This is a genomic window from Acinetobacter calcoaceticus ANC 3811, from assembly GCF_000399665.1.
Lineage (GTDB): Bacteria > Pseudomonadota > Gammaproteobacteria > Pseudomonadales > Moraxellaceae > Acinetobacter > Acinetobacter calcoaceticus_B.
Window position 1 is genome coordinate 793,034 of record NZ_KB976986.1, and the last position, 23,178, is coordinate 816,211.

Genomic DNA, 23,178 nt, shown 5'->3' on the forward strand with positions numbered 1-23,178 from the left:
TTATCTTTATGCTTATATTATGAACAACTTTTTAAGAGTTATTGTTTATTTTTAGTATGAATAGCGGCGAAAAAGTGATTAAAGATTTTATCTTAAAGCATGATAATGACTTTCTAAGTAAGGTTGATTCTGTTTAAGTATTGAAATGACTTGATTGGCATCTATAGCAGATTCAAACAAGAATCCTTGGCCTATACTATATCCAAATTGTCGAAGTAATTCTTCTTGTTCAGGAGTTTCAATTCCTTCTGCAATGAGTCCCAGTGATAAATTTGGAGCAAGTAATCCGATTGCTTGGACAATCGCATATATTGATGGGTCATGTTGCATCTTTTGTATAAAACTACAATCTACTTTTAAACTGTCAATTGGATAGTCACGAATATGGGTAAGTGATGAGAAACCTGTACCAAAGTCATCTAACGCAATATGTACGCCATGTTGTTTTAATTTATTAAGTGCACGGATCACATATTCTGAACCTCGGTCGCCCAGCATATGCTCGGTGACTTCTACTTCAATATAATGTGTTGGAATTTGAAATTGATTGATCTTTTTCAAGAGCCGCTCAGCATAGTTGTCTCTTAAAAACTCAACAGGTGCGGCATTGAGCGAAACAGGAAGAGGTTTAATGCCAAGATCTATCCATTTTGCGATATCACGTAAAACTTGATGTTGCATCGTTTCACCGATTTTACTCGCTAAATTATAATCTTTAAAAGCTTCTGCAATTTGTGATGGATAGCCTCTTTGAGCTGAAGTTGTATGCCATCGTAATAAAGCTTCAAAACCTACAACACGATGAGTTCTTAGATCTACTTTAGGTTGATAGTAGGGCTGAATAGTATGATGACGAATAAGCTGACGTGCTAAATTAAGCTGAGAAGCCACAGTCTCGGTCATTTGCATCATGCATGGATCATACATGCGAATGCCACCGCGACCACGCGCTTTTAAGTCATGCAATGCCATATCTGCACAACTAAGTAAACCTGATTGATCTACGGCATCTTGAGGATAGATTGAACAACCAATACTCATTCCACCATTTAAAACATTACCTAAATAGGTAATAGGTTGATTTAGCTGTTGAAGTAAGATTGCGGCTAGCTCGCGCACATCATTTTCAGATTTAAGGTTATTAATAATAACCGCAAACTCATCTCCACCTAGTCGTGCAACAAAGCATTTTTCATCATCAACACAATGACTAAACCGTTTGGATAAGACTTTTAAAAGATGGTCGCCTGCGCTATGCCCTAATGTGTCATTAATATGCTTAAAATGATCAAGATCAATTAATAGTAACCCCACACTTGTTTGGCTATCTTTTGAAGATGCAAGTGTACGTTTAAGTTGAAATTTAAATGAACGCCGATTACATAATCCGGTTAGTTCATCTCGTTCACTCATATTTCTAAGCTGATTTTCTGTCAAATGCTGTTGAGTAACGTTACGTGATACACAAAGTATTTGTATGATTTCACCATTTTCCCGATGAATCGGAGTCAACATATTATCCCAATATTCGGGGTCCTGATCTGGTAAACAGCTCATTCCAGCGAATCTGGCAACTTTACCTTGAAGGGCTTTTTTTAAAGCGACGCGTCCACGTTTACGAATATGAGGTGGCAAAAGCTCAAGCCATTTCATCCCAAATTTTGTTTCATCGACAGGAACCCCTAAAGCGAGGCATCCTGATTTATTCATATGAGAAACTGTGCCATCTACATTTAATACCTTAATGCAATCTACACTGATGTCTAACATTTGATTTTGTATTTCAATATTCTTTTGCAAGTTTTGTTGCTCTTGAATATCGTGATCAATATCTAAAAAGCTGACATACCATTCACTCGCTAGAGAAGAGCCGCGATATTTGGAGGCTTGAATGGAAAGTTTGCACCATCTATATTGATTGCCACTTTGTAAAAGTCGGCATTTTAATTCTATTCTTTTTTGCAGGCGAATTGCTTCGAGCCATCTATTTTTGACTTCGTCTAAATCGACAGGAGATATAAAATCTAACCATTGCTGAGGTAATGGAGAAAAAGTATCCTGCCAATATTCTGTACACTCTACATTGCAATATAATATCAAGCCATTTTCATCACTGACCCAAGTCGGTAGTGGAATCTGCTCAACAATAAAATGCTTTTGAGTGTTGTTCGACATTGAAGTCATAACATACCTAGAAAGATTGTATGGGCGGGTAATCTATTTATCAGTCGTTATTGTAATCTTTCTGTAGTACCCAAAACAGCAATAAATAAATTTCACCTGTCTTTTTTTTGAACTAAAATTGAAGTCTTAAATAAATTATATACTTAATATTTAATTTATGTTTTTGTTATTTATTAATTTTTATCTGTGTTAAGTTAAAAAAAGATTTATGCTTATTTTTGTAAAAAACTTATTAAAACAGAAGCTTATAGTTGTCTTTAGAAACCTATCTTAATAGAGTGAATGAAAATAAATTATAAAAATGATACGAAGTAAATGACGATGCTTAAAATTTTAATAAAACAAAATTTAACCAAAATATATAAAGAGGGAAAGGTTTTAAAAAGTTTGAATAAATACAATAACCACCATTAAGTTTACAAAAGTAATATGAAATAAAGGCTTATATTATCGTAAAATTCTTTTTATCAAGAAGGATATATATTTCCTTTTTGTGCATTTTATAGCCTACATTTTCCCCAAGATGTAGGTTTTTTTTATTCCTAATTTTTGATTTTATAATTTCAAACGATTAAAAATAAAAAAAAGCCAAATGGCTTTTTTATACAGTTTCAGGTTTTTGCAACTCTTGTTGAATATAAAGATTCATATAATATTGTTCAATATAATCATCAGCATAGTTGTTTGCTAAAGTTTTTGTTGCCACTTGTTCATGTTTTAAATAGCAGTTTGATTCGAGATCTTTTTCAAGTACCCACCATTGACGGTTAATACGACGCACTTGAAACTTGTCACTTTTGTATTTTCTTTTAGCCATTTTCAAAAATTTGCTATTCAGTTGTTGAAAGAGAATTTCTACTGGAGTTAAGGACTCAAGTCAACAGATGAGAAGTTAATTGCTTATTTTATGTGAAGTGTTGTTTCTCTCAATACCTAAATAAGGCATTAAAATAGAAAAGCTCTCCTAAGAGAGCTTAATAAGATATCTATTTCATATTAACGAGAAAGATTCTTTAAAAGTAATTTTAAACTTTCCATCATTTTTTCTAATTGCAAAGGGGTGATACCTTCGAAAGATTGTTCGAGTACTACGCTGGTTAGATCATTAATCTTATTGATCATTTCAGTACCTTTGTCTGTAAGTACTACGCGGGTGATTCGACCATCGGTCTGGCAAGAATAAGTTTCAACCAAACCTTCATCTTTTAAACGATAAACAATCTTGGTGGTCGTCGACATTTTTGAAATAATCATATCTGAAAGTTCAGATACACTCGCATGGGGCTTACTACTTAAAGCCAACATAATGCGTCGACGTGAGTTATCTAAGCCATATTTTTTTAAAGCATTATCAATGTTTTGTACATACTGAGCATGTACTTGAGTAATCCAATAATATGGAAAATCTTCAAGAGTAAAAGATTCTGTTGTAGGTAAAAAACGCGCATACTTCTTTGTCATTGACTTTTCCCCATACCTTGGTGGATCGCATTTCTGGTGAACTATCTTTAATAGTTGAAAAATATAGTTTCATCAAGCAAGTTATATCAGGACTTTCCTTGGTGAGCAAAATTTATATAGCTAAATTTAACAATGACATGGTTTAGAGGTCCTTATCTTGATAAACATCTCTATACTTTGCATAAACTACAAATACTCTTCTTCTATAGTCAAAAGTTTGTTGAAAATTAATGTGGCCTGATAAGTCAGCACCATTAATTCCTTAAAATCTTTAAACAGATATACAAGATTGCATTTAGGCTTGCTTGATCGTTAATTGAACGATATTTGCTTACCAGCGCATCGTAGAAAAAAAATTATGATTTGAACGTGGCATTGAACGAGATAGTTTTTGTCTCTAAAGTCATAATTATGAAAAATCAAGATATTTAAATAATAAATATTTATAAATATCATATGTTTAATTTGTTTTGAGGTCAGTGAAATTTACCATACATTTAACATGAATCATCTCTTATTTAGTGAAATAAATTTGATTTATTTATTAAATTATTGATTTTTATATATAAAATTAAATGGCTAGAGGAATGATTAACCATATATTTTTAGCTTTTTTGTCTATAAATTAAATTTTTAATAGCTCTTACTTTAGATGATTGCTTAATTGTTACTCTAATAAATTGTATTTTAATTGTTATTTTTTGTTTCATTTACTATAGTGCGCATTCCAATAAATACTGATAAAACTTTTGGCTTAATCATGAAAAAATTATTACTTACTTCGTTGATTGCTTTAACTTTGGGAATTAATGGTTGTGCAACTATTGTTTCTGGTTCTTCACAAACAGTCACTTTCACTAGTGTTCCAGAGTCTGCAACAATTGAGATTAAAAATCGTAAAGGAGTAAAAATCCATACTGGTCAAACTCCAGCTACTGTAAGCTTGAAAAAAGGAGCTGGTTATTTTAAACCTGAAAGCTATCAGGTGAGTTTTAGTAAAGCAGGTTATCAAAGTAAAACTGTAGAGGTTACTGGGACATTAAGTGGTTGGTATTTTGGTAATATTCTTTTTGGCGGTTTAATTGGAATTTTGATTGTAGATCCTGTAACGGGTGCAATGTTTAAATTAGCTCCAAAAGATGTAAATACAGTTTTAGATTCTCAGAATTTATCTTCTAAATCGCAAAAAGAGCCTACTTTAACTGTAATGTTGGCAGAGGACGTGCCAACACAGATTATGGCAAGAGCTATTCAAATTAAGTGATATGAATAATATAAAATTGATTGTTGAATACTCTTCAATTTAAGCTTTTTTAATTAAGCATATAAAACTTATAAAAAAGGGAGAATTTATATTCTCCCTTTTTTAATTATGCAGTGGTCACAATTTTTTCTTAACAATCGCATAGCTTATACCTGTAACGATACTACCTGCTGCAATGGCAGCGAGATATAGCCAAGCATGGTTAATTGCATTTGGAATCAAAAGAACAAATACGCCGCCGTGAGGAGTAACTAATTCACAATGGAATAAGGCAACAAGTGCTCCAGTCACAGCGCCACCTAAAATACACGTAGGGATTACACGCATTGGGTCTTTAGCTGCAAAGGGAATAGCACCCTCTGAAATAAAACATAAACCTAATACGAAAGCAGCTTTTCCGGCATCTTTCTCTCCTGTACTAAATTTATTTTTAGCTATGAAAGTCGCAATGGCCATACCAATAGCAGGGACCATACCACCCGCCATTGTTGCTGCCATTGGCATATAGGTATTTGTTGTCAATAATCCCACAGTAAAAGCGTAGGCTGCCTTATTGATTGGACCACCTAAATCGATACACATCATGCTTGCTAATATAATTCCCATTAACACAGCATTTGTTGTACCCATATTATTTAGGAAGTCTTTCATTAGCTCGAAAATATGTGCTACAGGTTGTCCAACCACGTAGAACATAATTAGACCAACAAATAATGTACCTAATAAAGGAATAATTAAAATCGGTTTAAGTGCTTCTAAACTTGTTGGAAGTTTAAGTTTTTTAGCAATAAATAGTGCGATATAACCCGCAAGAAAACCTGAAACAATACCGCCTAAAAAACCTGCTTGTAGCTGAGAGGCAAGTAAACCACCAATTAAGCCTGGTGCAAGACCTGGGCGATCAGCAATTGAGTAGGCAATATAACCCGATAACATCGGAACCATAAGCATAAATGCGGCAGCGCCAATTTGTTTTAATATGGAGGGTAAGCTACCTGCTTGTTCAGCAGCATTTAGACCAAAGCATAAGGAGAGAGCAATTAACAGACCTCCAGCCACCACCATAGGCAACATAAAAGAAACACCAGTTAAGAGATGTTTATATACGCCAACTTTTTCGGTTTTATCTTTATTTTCAGTCGATGCTTGTTGCTTACCTTGTTCTAAAACTTGTGCATTGCTGATTGCTTCAGCAAAAGCTTTATCTGTTTGTTTTAGAGCAAAGCCAGTACCACACCGATAAACACGCTTACCTACAAAACGGTCTGTGTTAACTTCAATGTCAGTCGCAAGAATCACAATGTCCGCTTCAGCAATAGCTTGAGCTGATAAAATATTTTTTGCACCAACAGAACCTTGTGTTTCTACTTCAATCTCATACCCAAGCTTTTCTGCACCTTGTTGTAAAGCTTCGGCAGCCATAAAAGTATGTGCAACACCCGTAGGACACGCAGTGATTGCTACAAACTTTTTAGTAGTAGTTACTGCCAAGTTATTATCGCTTAGCCAATCTTGAGCTGGCTTAAAATGATCTAAGGCATTTTTAAAAGCTGTGTGAGCATCATTTTTTATCTCTTCAATGCTAATAAAAGATAATGGATGTGTACCAAAACTATTAAGATTTTTCGGGCGTTGTCCAACAACAATGACTTGATCAAAGTTTTCATTCGCATCGAATTCATCAAGCGAAATAATGTTATTTGGATAACCCTGTTGGGATGCAACCTGTGAAAGTTTCCGAGCTAAAATCAAGGCATTGACTTGCTGTTGCGGACTATTAATGACAAATAATAAATGTTTAGCAGTTAGCATCAGATTCACTCAATGAATTGATTATAGTTTGGGCTTTTAACTGTTTTAGCGTTTCGACATTGGGAGTACGAAAGCCAATTTGTGTGACAGCATGGCTTGCGATTGCAGTAGCAGTTTTTAATGTTTCTTCAGCAGAGAAGCCATTTATTAAGCCATGAATCATGCCTGCTAAAAGAGAGTCACCCGCACCAACGGTACTTTTAACGATCACTTTAGGGGCTTTGGCATGAAACGGGTGAGTGTCGTGTAGCCAGTTTACACCGTCTTCGCCCATCGAAATAACGACATGCTCAATTTTAGCTAAGTTTTCAAAAAGTTTTTTTTGTTCAGCATAAGTCGCGGCAGGAAGCTGATAACTTTCTACTAACTCATCTGTATTTGGTTTAATCATCCAAGGCTGGCACTCAATTGCAGCGACCAATGCTTTACCACTTGTATCAAGTGCAACTTTTTTCCCTTGCTGTTGAATGAGCTTAATAAGTTGCTGTAATTCATCAACACTAAAACCTTGTGGAAGGCTCCCAGCAATGGCAACTACATCTACCTGTGGCAAAATCATTTCAATTTTTTGAAAGAGGTTCTTTTTATCTAGTTCAGAAACTAAGAAACCTTTTCCATTTAAATCGGTCATACGCCCAGAATGTTCAGCAATTTTTATATTTTGACGAGTCTCGCCTTCAATATAAATAAACTCAGGTTGGAATTGAGCGTCTTTAAAATGATCATCAAAAATTTGTTTGTTCGTCGTTCCCAGAAAGCCAGAAACGATAACTTCATGCCCCAAATCTTTTAAAACCTGTGCAATATTTAATCCTTTGCCTGCTGCATGGATTTCTACAGATTCTTGGCGATTTACCTCGCCAATCTGTAACTCATTGAGTTGTATCGTTACATCAATTGCAGGATTTAAAGTAATTGTTAAAATTTTAGCCATTACTGTTCCTAATCTTTAGAATTCTTGTTCGGATAACTGACGTACAGCAGTAGCGCTCTCACATTCTAGTGCGCGTTTTGCAAGCGATTGAGCTTGGCTGTAGTTAAGTGTACGAATTTGGGCTTTTACTAAAGGAATACTATTTGGAGACATGCTGAGCTCATCTACGCCTAATCCCATAAGAATCGGTACAGCTTTTGGATCAGCTGCGAGTTCTCCGCATATACCCACCCATTTGCCATGTTTGTTCGCAGCTTTTACAGTGTGATCAATCAATTGCAAAATACTTGGGTGGAGGCCGTCTGCTTCAGCCGAGAGGATAGGGTGACCACGGTCAATAGCTAAAGTATATTGGGTTAAGTCATTTGTTCCTATACTGAAAAAGTCTACCTCTTGAGCAAGAATAGGCGCAAGTAAAGCAGCTGAAGGAACTTCTATCATAATACCAACTTGTAAGTTGGCGCATGGATGTACAGCTTTAACCTCGTCAAGAATAGCCTTCGCGGTACGCCATTCTTCCACACGGCCAATCATTGGAAACATGATTCGTAAAGGGCGGTCATCAGCAGCTTTAAGCAAAGCGGTAAGTTGTTGACGTAACAGCTCTGGCTGTCTTAGTGTCAAACGAATACCTCTTAGGCCTAAAAATGGATTTTCTTCTTCAGCAATTGGAAGGTAAGGAAGTGGTTTGTCACCACCTACATCAAGAGTACGTACTACAAGTGGGCGACCAGCAAGGGCATCTAGCACAACACGATAATCTGCTTCTTGGGTCGCTTCACTTGGAGCACTGCTATGAGCCATAAAAACAAGCTCTGTTCTAAGTAAGCCAATTGCTTCGGCCCCACATTCTACTGCGTGGGCTGTAGCTTGAACTTTTCCTAAATTGGCAGCAACTTCGATTTGATGTTGATCTAGGGTAATCGCAGGTTCTTGGCTGTGACGCTCAGCTTCTTCACGAATTTTTTGTTGAAGCTCTCGTTCTTGTTTTGCTTGTACGATTTGCTGAGTGTTAGGGTTTAATACAAAAGTTCCTGTATCTCCATTAATTAAAAGAGAACTCTTTTGTTCAATATCTAGTACTTGATCACCAGCACCAACAATTGCAGGAATACCTAAAGCACGAGCAACAATAGCGCTATGTGCACTTGCACCACCAACAGCTGTCAAAATACCTGCAACTCGATCTTTATTAAGGCGAGCCACATCACTTGGGCCAACATCATACATGATCAAAATATAAGGCTCTTTAGGCTCTTCGATGATAACTTCGCCACAGAGTTGAGCTAAAACCCGATCGCCAATATCACGTAAGTCTGTAGCACGCTCAGCCAGTAAACGATCTGGTAAAGCTGCTTGCTCTTTAGCTGCTGCTTCAATATGTTCATGCCAAGCAGCAGGAGCAGAAAGGTTTAAGTTAATCTTTTGATAAACACCATTAATAAGATCTGGGTCGTCTAGCATTTCCAAATGTGCTTGGAAAATTTGCTTAATTTCAGCTACTTCAGATTTTGCAATAACTTGGTGAATATTGTTTTTAACTGCGTGAAGAGCAATATCAAGTTTTTCTTTTTCTGCTTTAACACTTAAGCCCATACGTTCATATTGGTAAACCTTAGGTTTGATGACATGTACGGGGCCAAAAGCTAGACCACTAGAAGCCGGAATACCTGTATTTGTACTCAATGTTTTCGGCAATGACTTTACTGTTTGAAGCGATTGAGCTTCTTGGGTATCTGAAGATTGAATTGGTTCAACCTCTTCTCCTAAACCTTGTTGCACAGCCTGAATAACTTTATCTAAAGCTTCAACAGCATCTGTTTCTGGCTCGGCAATAAAACGTAGGGTCTGGCCACGTTTACATCCTAGAGCTAATAAACGAGTCAAGCTTTTAGCTGAAACAAAATTACCATCGTCCACCGCGACCTGAATATCACCTTGAAAACTTTTAGTTAAGTTCACCAAATGAGTCGCTGGTCGAGCATGTAATCCATGGGCATTGGCTAATACAACTGAACGATGAGGCCAATCTGGAATAACATCTGCACCAATAATTTTAGCAATCTCATTTGGTGCTTGTGTTTGATCTAGCTGTGCGACTTGTTCTGGATTAAATAAAATATCAATCAGTCGGTTAAATCTTTGACTATCTAACTGCTCATTGGCAGCAATGCAGACGAGTGTATTTAGTTTTTTTCCACCAACATCTAAAGCATGGCGTGGCTTTACGATACTGATTGCTGGCTGTTGAACAAACTTACTGCTAGAAATAGACCAGATCTGGTCTTGTAACTGGATAACTTGATCTGGCTCAAGTGAGCTTAGAAAACCACATTTTACGAAATTATGTTTTTTTAGAATTTGAGAGGCTGACCACAACAAGTCTTCGATATCTTGAGATTCAATTTCAGTTTGAATTAAATTTTCGTGTAGAGTTAAAGATAAGGGTTGAGCTTGTAATAGTTCAATAATTTGCTCAGGTTGAGTCGCATTTTTTACCTGTTCACTTACATCCTGCATTAACGCTCTAGTTAATATTTGTAGTACTTGTAAATGCTCATCAGATTTTGCTGCAATAACAACAGCTAAATAAATCGTGTTTTCCCCATCCCATATTATTCCTTCAGGGAAGTGAGCTAACCGAATACCTGTTTCTAAAATAAATTCACGAGATTGAGGTGTGCCATGTGGAATAGCAATTCCTTGGCCCAAATAGGTAGCGCTTTGTTGTTCGCGATTGATGAGTCCTGTTACATATTCAGGTGTAACTAACCCATCTTTTACTAAAATATCTACTAGACACTGTAATGCATGCTTTTTATCAACAGCATGTTGATTCATATGAATATGTCGAGGCTCTAGTGCTAGCATACTTATCCTTGAACAATTTCTTAGGTTTTAACTAAAACAGAAAAAAAGAAGCTGTTTGTATTAAAATAGGTTGGTTTACCTGTTTTTAAACAACAGCTTCAGACAAATTACCATAGCAGAACTTTAAGTTTATATCGACGTATTTACGTAAATAATGCTTATTAAAAATACAAAGGAATCACGTCTTAATATATTTTAGTTTCTTATGGTAACTATAAATTTAATAAAGTTATTTTATAAAAAGGGGACTGCTAATAATAAAAAAAACCTCTACACCGGATTACGGGCATAGAGGCAAAAACTAAATGATAGAATTTAAATTACTATTGAATTTCTTGCTCTAAGAGTGACCACAGCTTTTGATGTGATTTTTTAAACATTAACATGTGCCCAATTGATTTATAGCCGAGTTTTGTCGGGTTCAGTTCTAGCATTTTAGTAGACGCATTCGGATATAAACTTAATAAATCTGCAACATTGTGTTGAGTGGCAATTTCATCATCACTTGCCCAAATAGAAGTAATAGGGCAGATAATTTCACTATGAAAGTCATGAAAGATAGTTTTACCAATCGCATTTTTCACATAGCCTGGATGACTGCAAAATTCTCTCCATTGTTGTGCGACTTTTTTTGGTAAGTTTTCACCCATTCCAATAAATTGAGTAGCACCATAACCTTTTAACGTACTAGAAATTGGGAAGATAACGTTAAACATAACAGGGGCCAGAAACTTGGTTTTACCTTTGAGTCCTTTTACATGGCCTGTAGAACCTGCCACCGCAACAACTTTTGCTACTTTATGAAAATTTGGCACAATTCCTAATAGTTGCCCACCCGCACTATGGCCAAGAAGAGTAACTTTTTCTGCTTGGGTTTTTTTCAATAAAGTTTCAATTGCGCAAGGGATATCAAGCGTTCCCCAATCATTAATACTTGCATCGCTTTGCTTTAACGGCCCATGCAATGAATCGCCAATGCCACGGAAATCAAAGCTTAATACTTCATAACCTTGTTGGCTTAACCATGTAGCAAAAGGATGATAAAAGTTTTTAGTAATACCTGTAGCTGGACAAATCAAAACGGGATTTGCCGACTTTTTTGATTGAGTTGGATAAAATTGTGCAGCAAGTTGATAACCGTCTTCGCAGGTCATCCAAAATGATTCAAAAGTGTTATCCATAATATTACTTAATGATTGCTTATTAATGACTTTAATTTACATGAGTTCCAAAACGATACTTGATTAAAGTGTGACTATAAAGTCAAGATTTATGCTATACAGCTCATTAAATTTTAATAAAACGAATAATTGGGAAAAAGATGGATTTACCGAAAGCTGTACAGTTAGCGATTGTGTTTAGTGGCATATTTTTATGGATAGGAATGTTCACTGGGGTGTGGAAATATTGGCAAATACGCCGTTCAGAGTTACATCGTGCCCACTATTATGTTGATATCGCTCATCGCAGCAGTTTACTTTATGCGGCTGCCAGCCTAATTCTTGCTGTACTGAGCTATTTTACTGTTTTAAATGAAAATATTGCTTTGAGGTGTGTACTAGCAAACGTCTTGTTTTTTAGCTTTTCGATATTGATTTATATAGTACACGGTTATTTACAGGACACGACAAATCAATTCAAAACTCCACATCGGTTAGGCAAATTTAACTTACCTTCGTGGTTAATGTCTTTAATGATGGTGGGATTGATTGTGACTGAGTTATTGGCTACAGCTATTTTAGTTATTGGAACAATTTTTTTATTTTTGGGTATATAAAATGGATGATGGCTCATCCATTTTTTAAATCTTACAATTATTGTTGACTAAGACGTCGCTTGGCTAATTTTCGCATCTTATGATCGACAAAGGCCCACAGACAAAATATGAAAGAAACCACCATCGCATACATAAAGTATTCGGGTTTTAGATTTCCTTTAATCATACCTTGAAACAGTAAAGTCAGCATAAGAGCAAGCGGTGTCACTCCATAAACAACTGAATCTTTGCTGTTCAGAGTGTTAATGAAGACTTGTTTGTTGAAATGTATTGATAACATCTCCATCCCTCCTTGTGGTTGCGCTAAAACCTAATGTTTTAGTCAAGAATAAGTTTTAAGCTTAATGTTGTACTGCTATTTTTAATTCAATTCAATAGCGAATAGAAAATTTTTTAAGCAGTTTTATAAAAACCTCTGTATTTATAAAAGCTTAAGGTATTAAAAAAGTAAATATTAAATATTTTTGTAGGAAATACTTATTTCTTTTGGAAAGAGAAACTATTTAAGTGAAAAGTAGATTAATTTCTCTTTCCTATCAATTTATCTTAGCTATTTTGCTTTTTAAAAAAGGTATCAATTGCATGTTGAGCAATTTCTGCATCTTCAAAAGATTGAACACCCGATACACCAATAGCACCTAAAATTTCACCTTCGTGAATAATTGGTTTTCCACCTTCTAACATGCCTTGAGCGCTAGGCATACTTAAGAAACCAAGACGGCCACTTTGCAGAAGTTCTTCATAAAATTTTGACGGTCTACCTGATATTGAAGAGCATTTTGCTTTTTCTAAACATAAGTGTGAACTTAAAGGAGAGGCGCCATCTAAACGTTTCATGAGTAATAAGGAGCTTGTTTCATCAACAATAGCAATGCTTACTTTAAAGTTGTGTTCAATTGCATATTTTTGAGCTTCTTCCATTAAAAACTCTGCATCTGCTAATGTTAAGTAATATTTAGTTTTCATTGTTGCTCTTCTTTCCTGAGTAAGCTAAAAATTATTTTAGTGTAATTTTACAGTAAAAATTGATTATTTCTATTGTTGATTTGTCATTAAAAACTAGTGTGGAAATAAAATGCTGGTTGGGTAAACACAGCATTCTATTCAATATATAAAATCATGTTTGGATAAAACTCGATTTCAAAAAAGCCACTAGATTAAATATTTTTGAATTTAACTTTGTCGATAATTACGGTAATTGCAAGAACAACTAAAGATGGGATCAACCAAGCTAAGTTTTGTTCATTTAATGGTAAATGTTGAAGAAATTCAGGTAAATAATCACCGAAACCTGCAACTTTAAGACCATCAATAATACCGAAAATTAAAGCAATACTCGTTACTGAACCGACAATAAAAGAAGGTTTATGCCAAAATTTCCAGAAGAAGCTCAGCATAATCACCACAATTGCTGGTGGATAGATTGCACTTAAGACAGGTACTGAAATAGCAATCAGTTTAGTTAATCCAAGATTCGAAATAATGAAAGAGAAACCAACTAAAATAAATACTAAAAGCTTGTATGGTAATTTCGTTAACTGAGCAAAGTACTCACCACACGCACAAGTTAAGCCAATTGCTGTAACCATACACGCTAGAAAAATTAGTCCAGTTAAGAATAATGAACCCATATTTCCAAAAGCATGCTGAACATATGCATGTAAAATTACCGCACCATTTGCTGCATTTGGTGCTACTTCGTGGCTACCTAGACCTAATTTGAACAAGCTCAAATAGACTAAAGTAAGACCGGCACCTGAAATGAGGCTGGCAATAATTGCATATTTGGTCACTAACTTTTTATCAGTTACACCACGTGAGTAGATCGCTTGAATAATAACGATACCAAATACTAGTGCGCCTAACGTGTCCATAGTGAGATAACCATTTACGAAACCTTCAGAAACTGGAGATGTAACGTAATGGTTAATTGGAGCAGGTACGTAACCAGAAGGTATCATGACTGCTGCAATGCCTAAAATTGCTAAAGCAATAATTTTTAGCGGGGCAAGCACATGTCCAACTGTGTCCAATAACTTGTTTGGATAAAGTGAAACTATAGTTACAAATGAAAAATAAATTGCGCTATAGATTAAAAGACTGCTACTTGAGGTTCCAAAATAAGAAGAAAAACCAATCTCATAAGAAACAGTAGCTGTACGTGGGGTAGCAAATAAAGGGCCGACTGATAAATAACAAACCACAGTTAAAATCAGACTCGCTACTCGACCTAAGGGGGAGCTAATAATTTCAATGGAACCCTGCATACGAGAGAGTGCCATAATAGTAATTACGGGTAAACCAACAGCAGTAATCAAAAAGCCCATTGCAGCTAGCCATACATGATCACCAGCTTGTTGAGCGACGATGGGAGGAAAGATAATATTGCCAGCCCCAATAAAAAGGGCGAAGGTCATAAAACCTAAGGCAATAATATCTCCAGTGCGAAGATGTTGCATAAATTGAATTTAATAAAAAAGAAGGAATTTTAGAGCAAAAGTAATCATGATCAAGCGCTAATTTATGTGAAAAAGCTTTTTTTCGGGTGGTTAAAACGATATATAGAGTTATAAACGTTTGTTTGGTTAAAGTATGTACTTGAAAAGCCATTAAAAGGCTAAAAGAACTTCTTTTTAAGTTCTGACTTTTCATAAAAAATATGTAAGAATAAAAACATAAATTTTTATTGTGAATGCTGAATATTTAAGCATTTTAGGCTTTTGGTCTGACTTATATTCATCCTAAAATATTTTGAATTACCTTAGGTTTTTGTAGGGAAGGGCATGTTTCTTGTCTGCGAGGATAGAATTGAATGAGAGCTTCTACTGTTACGATTAAAACTGAACAAGATCTGGAAAAATTAAGAGTTTCTGGGCGCTTGGCTGCGCAAGTTTTAGAAATGATAGGGGCCTATATTAAACCGGGCGTATCTACTGAATATTTAGATAACCTTTGTAATGACTATATTGTAAATAATTTAAAAGTTATTCCCGCTAATGTGGGATATCACGGTTTTACAAAAACGATATGCACTTCAGTCAATGAAGTTGTTTGCCATGGGATACCATCGCCGAATAAAATTTTAAAAGATGGCGATATTATTAATATTGATGTCGCAATTATTAAAGATGGTTATTTTGGTGATACGAGCCGCATGTATTTTGTGGGTAATGTAAATCCACAAGCGAAAAAATTAGTTGATACAACTTATGAGGCGATGGTTGCAGGTATTCACACTGTTAAGCCAGGAGCGACATTGGGTGATATTGGTTATGCTATTCAGTCGGTTGCTCACCGAGAAGGCTATAGTATTGTTCGAGAATATTGTGGACATGGGATTGGTAAGGTCTATCATGAACAACCTAATGTTTTACACTATGGACAGCGCGGGCAAGGCTTGGTCTTAAAGAAAGGAATGGTTTTTACCATTGAGCCAATGGTGAATGCAGGTAGACCGCAAGTGAAAGAGTTAAATGATGGATGGACCGTCATTACTCAAGATCATTCATTATCTGCTCAATGGGAACATATGGTTGCAGTAACAGATACTGGCTTCGAACTATTAACCCCATGGCCTGAAGGTGTGGGTAATTATCCTGCAATTTAAAAATATAAAAAAGTTCGATAAATTATCGAACTTTTTTGTTTTAACGCTCAGAAAGATGTTCTACTAAATAATCAATAAATACTCGAACAGCAGGTAGCAATCCTCGGCGTGATGGATATACGGCATGTAATATTCCATGAGGCGCTTTCCATTCAGGTAAGATTTGTATAAGTTGCCCAGATTTCAGGAAGTCTTCAGCTGCACTTTCTGGCAGTAATGCGATACCACAGTTCTGACTCGCCAATTGCGCCAACATATGTATGTTTGTGCCCATTACAATAGGGCTAACTTTGACTTTCTTCTGTTGATTGTCAGGTCCATGCAAAATGAATTGTTGATCAAGGTGATCTTCAGACAAGCTTAAAATACGATGTTCACTGAGTTGCTCTGGATTTTTGATATCTCCAAACTCATTTAAATAGGCTTGGCTTGCGAATAGGCTTTGTTCTATAAGCGCAAACTGTCGAAGAACTAAACTTGGATCATCATCAAGTTTTGAGCGAACTCGTAATGCGATATCAATTCCTTCATTAATAACATCTACTCGGCGATTACTGACCATTAGTTGCAAACGAATTTCTGGATATTTTTTTAAGAAAGCAGGTAGGATTTTTGGAAGTTGATTCTGAGCAATATCAACGGGCACACTAACCTTTACTACACCCCTAGGTTGAATACTTAAATGATCAACTAAGTCATGGGCAGCTTGCGCCGCATTCATCATGACTTGAGCATGTCTATAAATATCCATCCCAATATCTGTAACAGCAAAATGACGAGAACTACGCTGGATTAAGCGAACCCCCAAGTTTTCCTCTAAGCTGTAAACGCGGCGACTTAATTTTGATTTTGGTATATCCGTTACGCGCTCAGCGGCACTAAAACCCCCATGCTCAACAACAAGAGCAAAACAATAAAAATCATCAAGATCAGTGAGCATTAAAATATCCTATTTCTGCAACAACCATGATTTTACATCATTATTTTTGCAACGATAATTCTTATGCTAAGTTTTTTGTAAGTAGGAGATAAATTCATTATTTAATTGATAGAAAGAGTTTTGAAATTATATTGTAATTACCTTGTAATTCGAATGTAGGTATTTGAAAAGGCTTTATAGGTTGTCTATAGAACTATTTAACAATTTCTTCTACACTATATTTTTCTCTACTTTTCAAATCTAATGCCTTATCAATTGATAGAACTTAACGATGCCTCTTCAAATATTGAGTGTCCATTTTGCAAACAAGCGATAATTGACTGGGCACAAGAACAGTATGTTCAGCCATGTGAGCACACTTTATTTATTGCTATGGATTTAGGATTCGAATTTGTTGCAGATCGATTTGAAGAGTGCATGAGTCAGAGCGTGGATGAGTTACACGAAGATCCAAATATGAATATTTTTGAAGCTCTAACGACAACATCTTATGAAAATTTGATTGTTTTAAAATCTGATTTAGGTGTGGAAGGTTTATTTCGCTATGTTGGGGTAAGCGATCTTTAAAATTGAGAGTATAAAAAAGCCAATCTATTGATTGGCTTTTTTATTATTTACGCTTCTGGTGCAGCGCTATATTGTTCAACTAATGGTTTTAATTCGCCATTTTGGAACATTTCAAGCATGATATCGCTACCGCCAATAAGTTCGCCATTTACCCAAAGTTGCGGGAATGTAGGCCAATTCGCAATTGCTGGTAAGATTGCACGAATATCAGGATTTTCCAGAATATTTACATATGCAAATGGACGACCAATTTGACTGAGCGCCTCTACAGCACGTGCAGAGAAACCACATTGTGGAAACTGTGGAGTGCCTTTCATGTAAAGTAAAACGGGATGCTTCGCAATTTGATCGCGGATTAACGCTTCAGTATCACGTGCTTGTTCAGTCATAAATAGATCCTCAACTAATCTAGCAGCATTATAGGGGGTGTTTATGTTGCTTTGCAAACCACCTGAATACTTAAAGTTGCATTGAATATTCAATATTTTATTGTATAAACCGAAGTGATAGCGAAAAGCGGACGAAATTTTAGATAAATGATTGATGAGACTTTTCATCAGAGCCAGTTTTTGTTTATATAAACCCTTCTTAAAACCTCATGCAGACAGAGTTCGTTATGACTGATATTACCCTAGCTCCAATACAACCTGATCAACCATCACACTTAATGGCTACTTATGGTCGCCAAGCGATCAGTTTTGTACGAGGCCGAGGGGCATATCTATATACTGAAGATGGCACAGAATATCTAGATGCCTTAACTGGTATTGCTGTATGTGGTTTAGGTCATGCTCACCCAGTTATTGCAGAAGCAATTGCTGAACAAGCTGCAACACTTGTGCATACCAGTAATCTATTTGAAATTCCTTGGCAAACTGCCGCGGCTCAGAAGCTTGCTGAAGTTTCTGGTATGGAAGAAATCTTCTTTTCAAATAGTGGTGCTGAGTCAAATGAAGGTGCAATTAAGATTGCTCGTAAATTTGGTACCCAACAAGGTGTGCGTTTGCCAAAAATTATTGTGGCTGAACAATCATTTCATGGCCGTACTTTGGCAACACTTTCAGCAACGGGCAATAAAAAAGTACAAGACGGATTTGCTCCTTTGTTGAATGATTTTATTCGTGTGCCATTTGGTGATGTGCATGCAATTCAAGAAGCCGCTTTGCAGCATCCAGATATCGTTGCAATTTTGATTGAGCCAATTCAAGGTGAGGGTGGTATTAATACTGCTCCTCAAGGCTTTAGCTATCTTGAAGAAGTGCGCAATATTTGTAATCAGCATAATTGGTTAATGATGCTAGATGAAATTCAAACAGGTAATGGACGTACTGGTAAATATTTTGCATATCAGCACACCAATATTGTGCCTGATGTCTTGACGACTGCGAAAGGACTTGGGAATGGTTTTCCAGTTGGAGCAGTAATGACACAGGGTAAAGCTGTGGGTTTATTAGGACCTGGCAGTCATGGTTCTACGTACGGTGGTACTGTATTAGGTTCTCGTGTGGTTTATACGGTAATCGATACAATCCAAAAAGAGAATGCTGTAGAAAATGCGGCAGTAGTAGGACGCTATATTGTTGATCAACTTCGCGCACAGTTAGCAGACAAGAATGTTCAAGTGCGTGGTTTTGGGATGATGATTGGTATTCAATTACCTAAAGACTGTGCTGAACTCGTTGCGATTGCTCGTGATCAACACAAGCTTATTATCAACGTTACAGCAGGTTCTGTGGTTCGCCTTTTACCGCCTATTAATATGACTCAAGCACAGGCAGATGACTTATTAGAGCATTTAGTCGCTTTGATTAATAATTATCTTTAAATTTTAGTATGAAAAAAATGGGCTCTTATAGAGGCCCATTTTTTATTTCAAATCATTAACCAGAGATATACTGTTTTAACTGTTCAATTAAGTTTTTCTGATCTTCCATTGCTGCTTTTACCAAGTCACCAATAGAGATAAAACCAACTAATTTTTCATTGTCTAATACAGGTAAGTGACGTAAGTGGCGATCTGTCATGAGCTGTAAACACTCTTCAACTGTGTTGTTTAGGCTTACTGTAAGCACTTTAGATGTCATAATTTCAGCAACTGTGGTGCTATATGAAGAACGTTCCATCAGCGTCACTTTTCGCATGTAGTCACGTTCAGATAAAATTCCAACAACTTTTTCACCTTCGGCTACGACTAACGCACCAATTCCTTTATCAGCCATGATCTTAATTGCTTCAAGGACAGTGGCTTCTGGAGAAATTGTAAAAATATCTTGCTCTGATTTGTTTTTGATTACTTGTGCAACGATTGTCATTTCTTCTGTCCCGTGTTTTATCATTTTGTTTTAAATTAGCCTGATTTTATAAAAATGCAAAGACTTGATAGTCATTCAAATACAAGTTTTACAATCAAACGTTCAAAAAGCATTCTAATAATTATGGTTAAGAACCTAAAGAAAACTTTAGGTTCTTAACCAGTGCGGATGTTTGAAAAAGAAATGATGCATTTGCTGTGTAGATAACTTCAACTTACGATGAGAAGAATTAAACAAAGCTGGTGTAACATTGAGTCGAGTTAAGGTTGGTAATAAAGACTCGTGAAAATCCTTAGGGGTAATTCTTCTCGGCTTGTAATGTGGCCAGTGTTCTTTGGCATAGCGGTGAGCTTGCAATCCATTGAGCCAGAAAGGAAAAATAAAGTCTTCCTGGTCTGATTTAATTGCCCAGCCTTCATGAAATAACCCCCAAAGAACTCCGCAGTACATCATGGTTCTTAAAATATAAATCTTAATCATCAAGTCTTTTGAAACCGGTTGTAGATTGCTTAAACTATTCATTGTCAATTTAATGGTTCGTAACTTGTCTTGCTTATTATAGAAAAAATAGATGACATTTCAGTTTAAACAGGTATCAAATCGTAAACAAATATTCCCAGTTAAGAAAAATTCGTCTTGAGCCACGATTCAATTGGTGAAGTAAAGCTTTAGATAAATTGATAATTTGGGGCTTTTATGGGTATAAAAAATGCCATCTGAGCAAAACAAAGCGATTAAAGCGTTGGTGAAGCGCAAGAAGAGATAAGGGGTGAATTGGTTTATATCAAATTTTTACAGACATAAAAAAACGCCACCTGAGCCATGACTGAAGTGGCGAAGTAAGGCTTTAGATAAATTGATAACTTTTGATTTTTACGGGTATAAAAAAACGCCACCTAAGTGACGTCTCTTTATGCTTGCATTGTGGCTAACTTTTGCCAATATTGTGCTTTAAGTGAGTCACGTTCAACACGGAAACCTTGATAATACAATTCTGCTAAGAATAGAGCAGCTTTACCGTGCCCAGCGCGAGCAACTTCTTCTAACTGTGTAACTGCATCTTGAAAGTTCATTTGAGAATGAATAGTGTTTACTGCAGTTGCGTATACATGTTCTAAATCATGATGAGAGATACGTTGAATCATATAAAACTCCTTATTGTAATTATGATTACTTTTTTCTAAAGGCTGCTGCCTTTAAATTAATTTAACTTAGAATTATTAAACTAATATTACAAATTGATGGATTTGTCAACTATTTGCGCATTTCGCTTAGTTCACTATTAGGATACATGATTAAACATTATTCACAAATAATTTTGATTAAAATCAATATGAGAATAAAAGACAAGGAGAATAAAATATGACAAATACAATCGACGGCTTTGTTTTTGACACTCCTCCTAAAGAGGAACAAATCATAGAACTGGCCCATTATCACCGTAAATTATTAGATGAAGCTATCTTTCATGAGGAAATCCATTTAGGGGATTATTGCCTTGCACAGCGCAAAAGGGTGTTTGATTTTGCTGGGCATTTGGAACCCACCCAAAAAAGCTGGTTTTATCAAGTTTATGATGGGGAGCTTCGAAAAATTGCTGATGAAGACGAGTTGCATCCAGCAGATGCAGAAGAAGGGTTAAGTATTTTTGCTATGTTTTTAGTCTTAGTGATTATTGCAGCAATTTTATACTTTTCCGTCATTCGTTCACTAATAAGTTAAGCATACTCATACTATCCAGTAAGGTACGATTATTAACCTTACTGGATGTTTGATCTTGTACTTATGAGTATTGACCCCTACACTACACTAATTCGAGGTAGGTCATGCTCATATTCAAACAAAATTTTCTTAAATTAAAGTCTGAGTTAAAAGTTGATCAATGTTTTAACCTATTTGTGGTTATTGTCATTGGCTGTATTTTTGTGCTGTCATATTTAGCATTACTTCGGCCTATTAGTCCGGATCAATATCAACGAATTATACAACTTTCTCATCAGGCGACTTATCCAAGAACTCAAGACATGGCTGAGTTACTTATAGCTCAGTCGGAAATTCATCGGGCAGAGTATTTAAAGTTAATGCATGCTTACCAATTTGAAGGTGCTCATATTAAGCAATATCCGGCACTCGCTCAGGAAGATACTCAGTAAATGAGTGAATCAGGCTAAATCTTGGTTTACAAAGCTTTTTGAGCACTATTGTGGCAGGCAATTTTTTGAATTTATGCTAAACTTTATCTTTTTAAACGCGCTGCTTTTCAAGGAATCCGCATGGAGCAACAATCGAATATGCAAAATAAATTCTTGATAGATGCTGAGATCGGTGATGACGATGTCACATTACCTAATTTACCTGCTATCGATGTTCCCATCGTTGAATCTCCTGTTAAATCACAAGAAAATATTGAAGTTGCCAAAGTTGAATTGGCTTCTACAGATACCGAAGTTGAACAACCAAAATCTGGTTTTTTTGGCCGGATGAAAGAAGGTTTAACCAAAACTCGTCGTAATTTCGCTGATGGTATGGTCAATATCTTGATCGGCGGAAAGGAAATTGACGATGAGTTACTCGAAGAAGTCGAAGAGCAATTATTGGTTGCAGACATTGGTGTCGAAGCAACTAGAACGATCATTACCAATTTGACAGAGCGTACAGCTCGTGGTGATTTGATCTATTCCCACTCTCTATATAAAGCATTACAAGAAGAGTTGGTTGCTTTGTTGGCTCCACGTGTTAAACCTTTGCATATTGACCCTAATAAATCGCCTTTTGTGATTCTAATGGTTGGGGTAAATGGCGTTGGTAAAACCACAACAATTGGTAAATTAGCAAAGCGTTTGCAAGGTGAAGGTAAAAAAGTAATGTTGGCTGCTGGGGATACATTCCGTGCTGCAGCGACAGAACAATTACAGATCTGGGGTGAGCGTAATGATATTGCTGTTGTAGCCCAAGGTCACGGAGCTGATAGTGCCTCTGTTATTTTTGATGCCTTTGAGAGTGCTCGTGCTAAAGGAATTGATGTATTAATCGCAGATACAGCAGGTCGGTTACATAATAAAAGCAACCTGATGGAAGAACTTAAAAAAGTTAAACGCGTAATGCAAAAAATTGATGCAACTGCACCTCATGAAATTATGTTGGTGGTAGATGCGGGTACAGGTCAAAACGCGATTAACCAAGTGCAAGAGTTTGACCAGACTGTAGGTTTAACTGGTATTACAATTACCAAGTTAGATGGAACTGCAAAAGGCGGCGTGCTATTTAATATTGCAAGTCGTACTCATGTACCAATTCGTTTTATTGGCGTTGGTGAAAAAATTGATGATTTAAGACCATTCTCGGCGAAATCATTTGTTGCTGCACTATTTGAAACTGATAAATAACTGGTTATCAGTAGTAAAAAGCTTCACTAAATGGTGGAGCTTTTTTATATGTATATCTTTTTT

Annotated in this window: 23 protein-coding genes; 8 read left to right on the top strand and 15 right to left on the bottom strand. The window is 36.0% G+C overall.

Annotated features, from left to right (window positions below):
• Positions 1 to 87: 87 nt before the first annotated feature.
• From F935_RS05000 to F935_RS05010, 3 genes are all read right to left on the bottom strand, one after another.
• Entirely contained in the window at positions 88 to 2,184 is a 2,097-nt protein-coding gene (locus tag F935_RS05000) for a sensor domain-containing protein (RefSeq protein WP_016137904.1), read from the bottom strand.
• Between the two features lie 601 nt (positions 2,185 to 2,785).
• Positions 2,786 to 3,001: a hypothetical protein gene (locus F935_RS05005; RefSeq protein ID WP_016137905.1), complete on the bottom strand. Its 216-nt coding sequence runs from the start codon at positions 2,999 to 3,001 to the stop codon at positions 2,786 to 2,788.
• Positions 3,002 to 3,180: 179 nt separating this feature from the next.
• Complete coding sequence (locus tag F935_RS05010) at positions 3,181 to 3,645, bottom strand: MarR family winged helix-turn-helix transcriptional regulator (RefSeq protein WP_004791909.1); 465 nt, start codon at positions 3,643 to 3,645, stop codon at positions 3,181 to 3,183.
• 760 nt (positions 3,646 to 4,405) lie between these two features.
• Between F935_RS05010 and F935_RS05015 the strand changes: the two genes are divergently transcribed.
• Positions 4,406 to 4,909 (top strand): peptidase associated/transthyretin-like domain-containing protein, encoded by a 504-nt coding sequence (locus F935_RS05015; protein ID WP_016137906.1) that lies wholly within the window; start codon positions 4,406 to 4,408, stop codon positions 4,907 to 4,909.
• A gap of 117 nt (positions 4,910 to 5,026) precedes the next feature.
• Here the strand turns inward: F935_RS05015 and F935_RS05020 are convergent, their stop codons facing one another.
• From F935_RS05020 to F935_RS05035, 4 genes are all read right to left on the bottom strand, one after another.
• Positions 5,027 to 6,721: a fructose-specific PTS transporter subunit EIIC gene (locus F935_RS05020; protein WP_016137907.1), complete on the bottom strand. Its 1,695-nt coding sequence runs from the start codon at positions 6,719 to 6,721 to the stop codon at positions 5,027 to 5,029.
• Positions 6,708 to 7,655: a 1-phosphofructokinase gene (gene pfkB, locus F935_RS05025; protein WP_016137908.1), complete on the bottom strand. Its 948-nt coding sequence runs from the start codon at positions 7,653 to 7,655 to the stop codon at positions 6,708 to 6,710. Before pfkB ends, F935_RS05020 begins: the two co-directional genes overlap by 14 nt.
• 15 nt (positions 7,656 to 7,670) lie before the next feature.
• Positions 7,671 to 10,526, bottom strand: coding sequence for a phosphoenolpyruvate--protein phosphotransferase (gene ptsP, locus F935_RS05030; RefSeq protein WP_016137909.1), 2,856 nt, complete (start codon positions 10,524 to 10,526; stop codon positions 7,671 to 7,673).
• Between the two features lie 323 nt (positions 10,527 to 10,849).
• The gene (locus F935_RS05035) at positions 10,850 to 11,707 is read right to left on the bottom strand and encodes an alpha/beta hydrolase family protein (RefSeq protein WP_016137910.1); all 858 of its coding nucleotides are present in this window, start codon (positions 11,705 to 11,707) and stop codon (positions 10,850 to 10,852) included.
• A gap of 140 nt (positions 11,708 to 11,847) precedes the next feature.
• Between F935_RS05035 and F935_RS05040 the strand changes: the two genes are divergently transcribed.
• Entirely contained in the window at positions 11,848 to 12,303 is a 456-nt protein-coding gene (locus F935_RS05040; protein ID WP_016137911.1) for a hypothetical protein, read from the top strand.
• 37 nt (positions 12,304 to 12,340) lie between these two features.
• On the opposite strand, the gene F935_RS05045 is transcribed toward F935_RS05040, so the two are convergent.
• From F935_RS05045 to brnQ, 3 genes are all read right to left on the bottom strand, one after another.
• Positions 12,341 to 12,583: a hypothetical protein gene (locus F935_RS05045; protein ID WP_016137912.1), complete on the bottom strand. Its 243-nt coding sequence runs from the start codon at positions 12,581 to 12,583 to the stop codon at positions 12,341 to 12,343.
• Between the two features lie 266 nt (positions 12,584 to 12,849).
• A complete protein-coding gene (locus F935_RS05050; protein WP_009392680.1) occupies positions 12,850 to 13,269 on the bottom strand; it encodes a GlcG/HbpS family heme-binding protein in 420 nt (139 codons plus the stop codon).
• 191 nt (positions 13,270 to 13,460) lie between these two features.
• Positions 13,461 to 14,762, bottom strand: coding sequence for a branched-chain amino acid transport system II carrier protein (gene brnQ, locus F935_RS05055; RefSeq protein WP_016137913.1), 1,302 nt, complete (start codon positions 14,760 to 14,762; stop codon positions 13,461 to 13,463).
• A 353-nt stretch (positions 14,763 to 15,115) separates the two neighbouring features.
• On the opposite strand from brnQ, the gene map reads away from it, so the two are divergent.
• A complete protein-coding gene (gene map / locus F935_RS05060; RefSeq protein ID WP_016137914.1) occupies positions 15,116 to 15,910 on the top strand; it encodes a type I methionyl aminopeptidase in 795 nt (264 codons plus the stop codon).
• A gap of 40 nt (positions 15,911 to 15,950) precedes the next feature.
• Here the strand turns inward: map and F935_RS05065 are convergent, their stop codons facing one another.
• Entirely contained in the window at positions 15,951 to 16,850 is a 900-nt protein-coding gene (locus F935_RS05065; protein ID WP_016137915.1) for a LysR family transcriptional regulator, read from the bottom strand.
• Between the two features lie 243 nt (positions 16,851 to 17,093).
• Between F935_RS05065 and F935_RS05070 the strand changes: the two genes are divergently transcribed.
• Positions 17,094 to 17,417 carry a hypothetical protein gene (locus F935_RS05070; RefSeq protein ID WP_016137916.1) on the top strand — a complete coding sequence of 108 codons (324 nt, stop codon included), beginning with the start codon at positions 17,094 to 17,096 and terminating at the stop codon, positions 17,415 to 17,417.
• Between the two features lie 47 nt (positions 17,418 to 17,464).
• Here F935_RS05070 and grxD read toward each other — a convergent pair whose 3' ends face one another.
• Entirely contained in the window at positions 17,465 to 17,806 is a 342-nt protein-coding gene (gene grxD / locus F935_RS05075; RefSeq protein WP_004643080.1) for a Grx4 family monothiol glutaredoxin, read from the bottom strand.
• A 227-nt stretch (positions 17,807 to 18,033) separates the two neighbouring features.
• Here grxD and F935_RS05080 point away from each other — a divergent pair, with 227 nt between their 5' ends.
• Positions 18,034 to 19,242 (top strand): aspartate aminotransferase family protein, encoded by a 1,209-nt coding sequence (locus F935_RS05080; protein ID WP_016137917.1) that lies wholly within the window; start codon positions 18,034 to 18,036, stop codon positions 19,240 to 19,242.
• Positions 19,243 to 19,297: 55 nt separating this feature from the next.
• Here the strand turns inward: F935_RS05080 and F935_RS05085 are convergent, their stop codons facing one another.
• From F935_RS05085 to F935_RS05095, 3 genes are all read right to left on the bottom strand, one after another.
• Positions 19,298 to 19,729 carry a CBS domain-containing protein gene (locus F935_RS05085; RefSeq protein ID WP_016137918.1) on the bottom strand — a complete coding sequence of 144 codons (432 nt, stop codon included), beginning with the start codon at positions 19,727 to 19,729 and terminating at the stop codon, positions 19,298 to 19,300.
• 147 nt (positions 19,730 to 19,876) lie between these two features.
• Positions 19,877 to 20,251, bottom strand: a complete 375-nt coding sequence (locus F935_RS05090; protein WP_016137919.1) for a DUF2750 domain-containing protein — start codon at positions 20,249 to 20,251, stop codon at positions 19,877 to 19,879.
• A 389-nt stretch (positions 20,252 to 20,640) separates the two neighbouring features.
• Complete coding sequence (locus F935_RS05095) at positions 20,641 to 20,874, bottom strand: SEL1-like repeat protein (RefSeq protein ID WP_003652111.1); 234 nt, start codon at positions 20,872 to 20,874, stop codon at positions 20,641 to 20,643.
• 217 nt (positions 20,875 to 21,091) lie between these two features.
• On the opposite strand from F935_RS05095, the gene F935_RS05100 reads away from it, so the two are divergent.
• The 3 genes from F935_RS05100 (at position 21,092) to ftsY (ending at position 23,115) form a co-directional block, all read left to right on the top strand.
• Complete coding sequence (locus F935_RS05100; RefSeq protein WP_016137920.1) at positions 21,092 to 21,451, top strand: hypothetical protein; 360 nt, start codon at positions 21,092 to 21,094, stop codon at positions 21,449 to 21,451.
• Between the two features lie 104 nt (positions 21,452 to 21,555).
• Positions 21,556 to 21,882 (top strand): hypothetical protein, encoded by a 327-nt coding sequence (locus F935_RS05105; protein ID WP_004791944.1) that lies wholly within the window; start codon positions 21,556 to 21,558, stop codon positions 21,880 to 21,882.
• A gap of 120 nt (positions 21,883 to 22,002) precedes the next feature.
• Positions 22,003 to 23,115, top strand: coding sequence for a signal recognition particle-docking protein FtsY (gene ftsY / locus F935_RS05110; protein WP_016137921.1), 1,113 nt, complete (start codon positions 22,003 to 22,005; stop codon positions 23,113 to 23,115).
• The last annotated feature ends 63 nt before the right edge of the window (positions 23,116 to 23,178 follow it).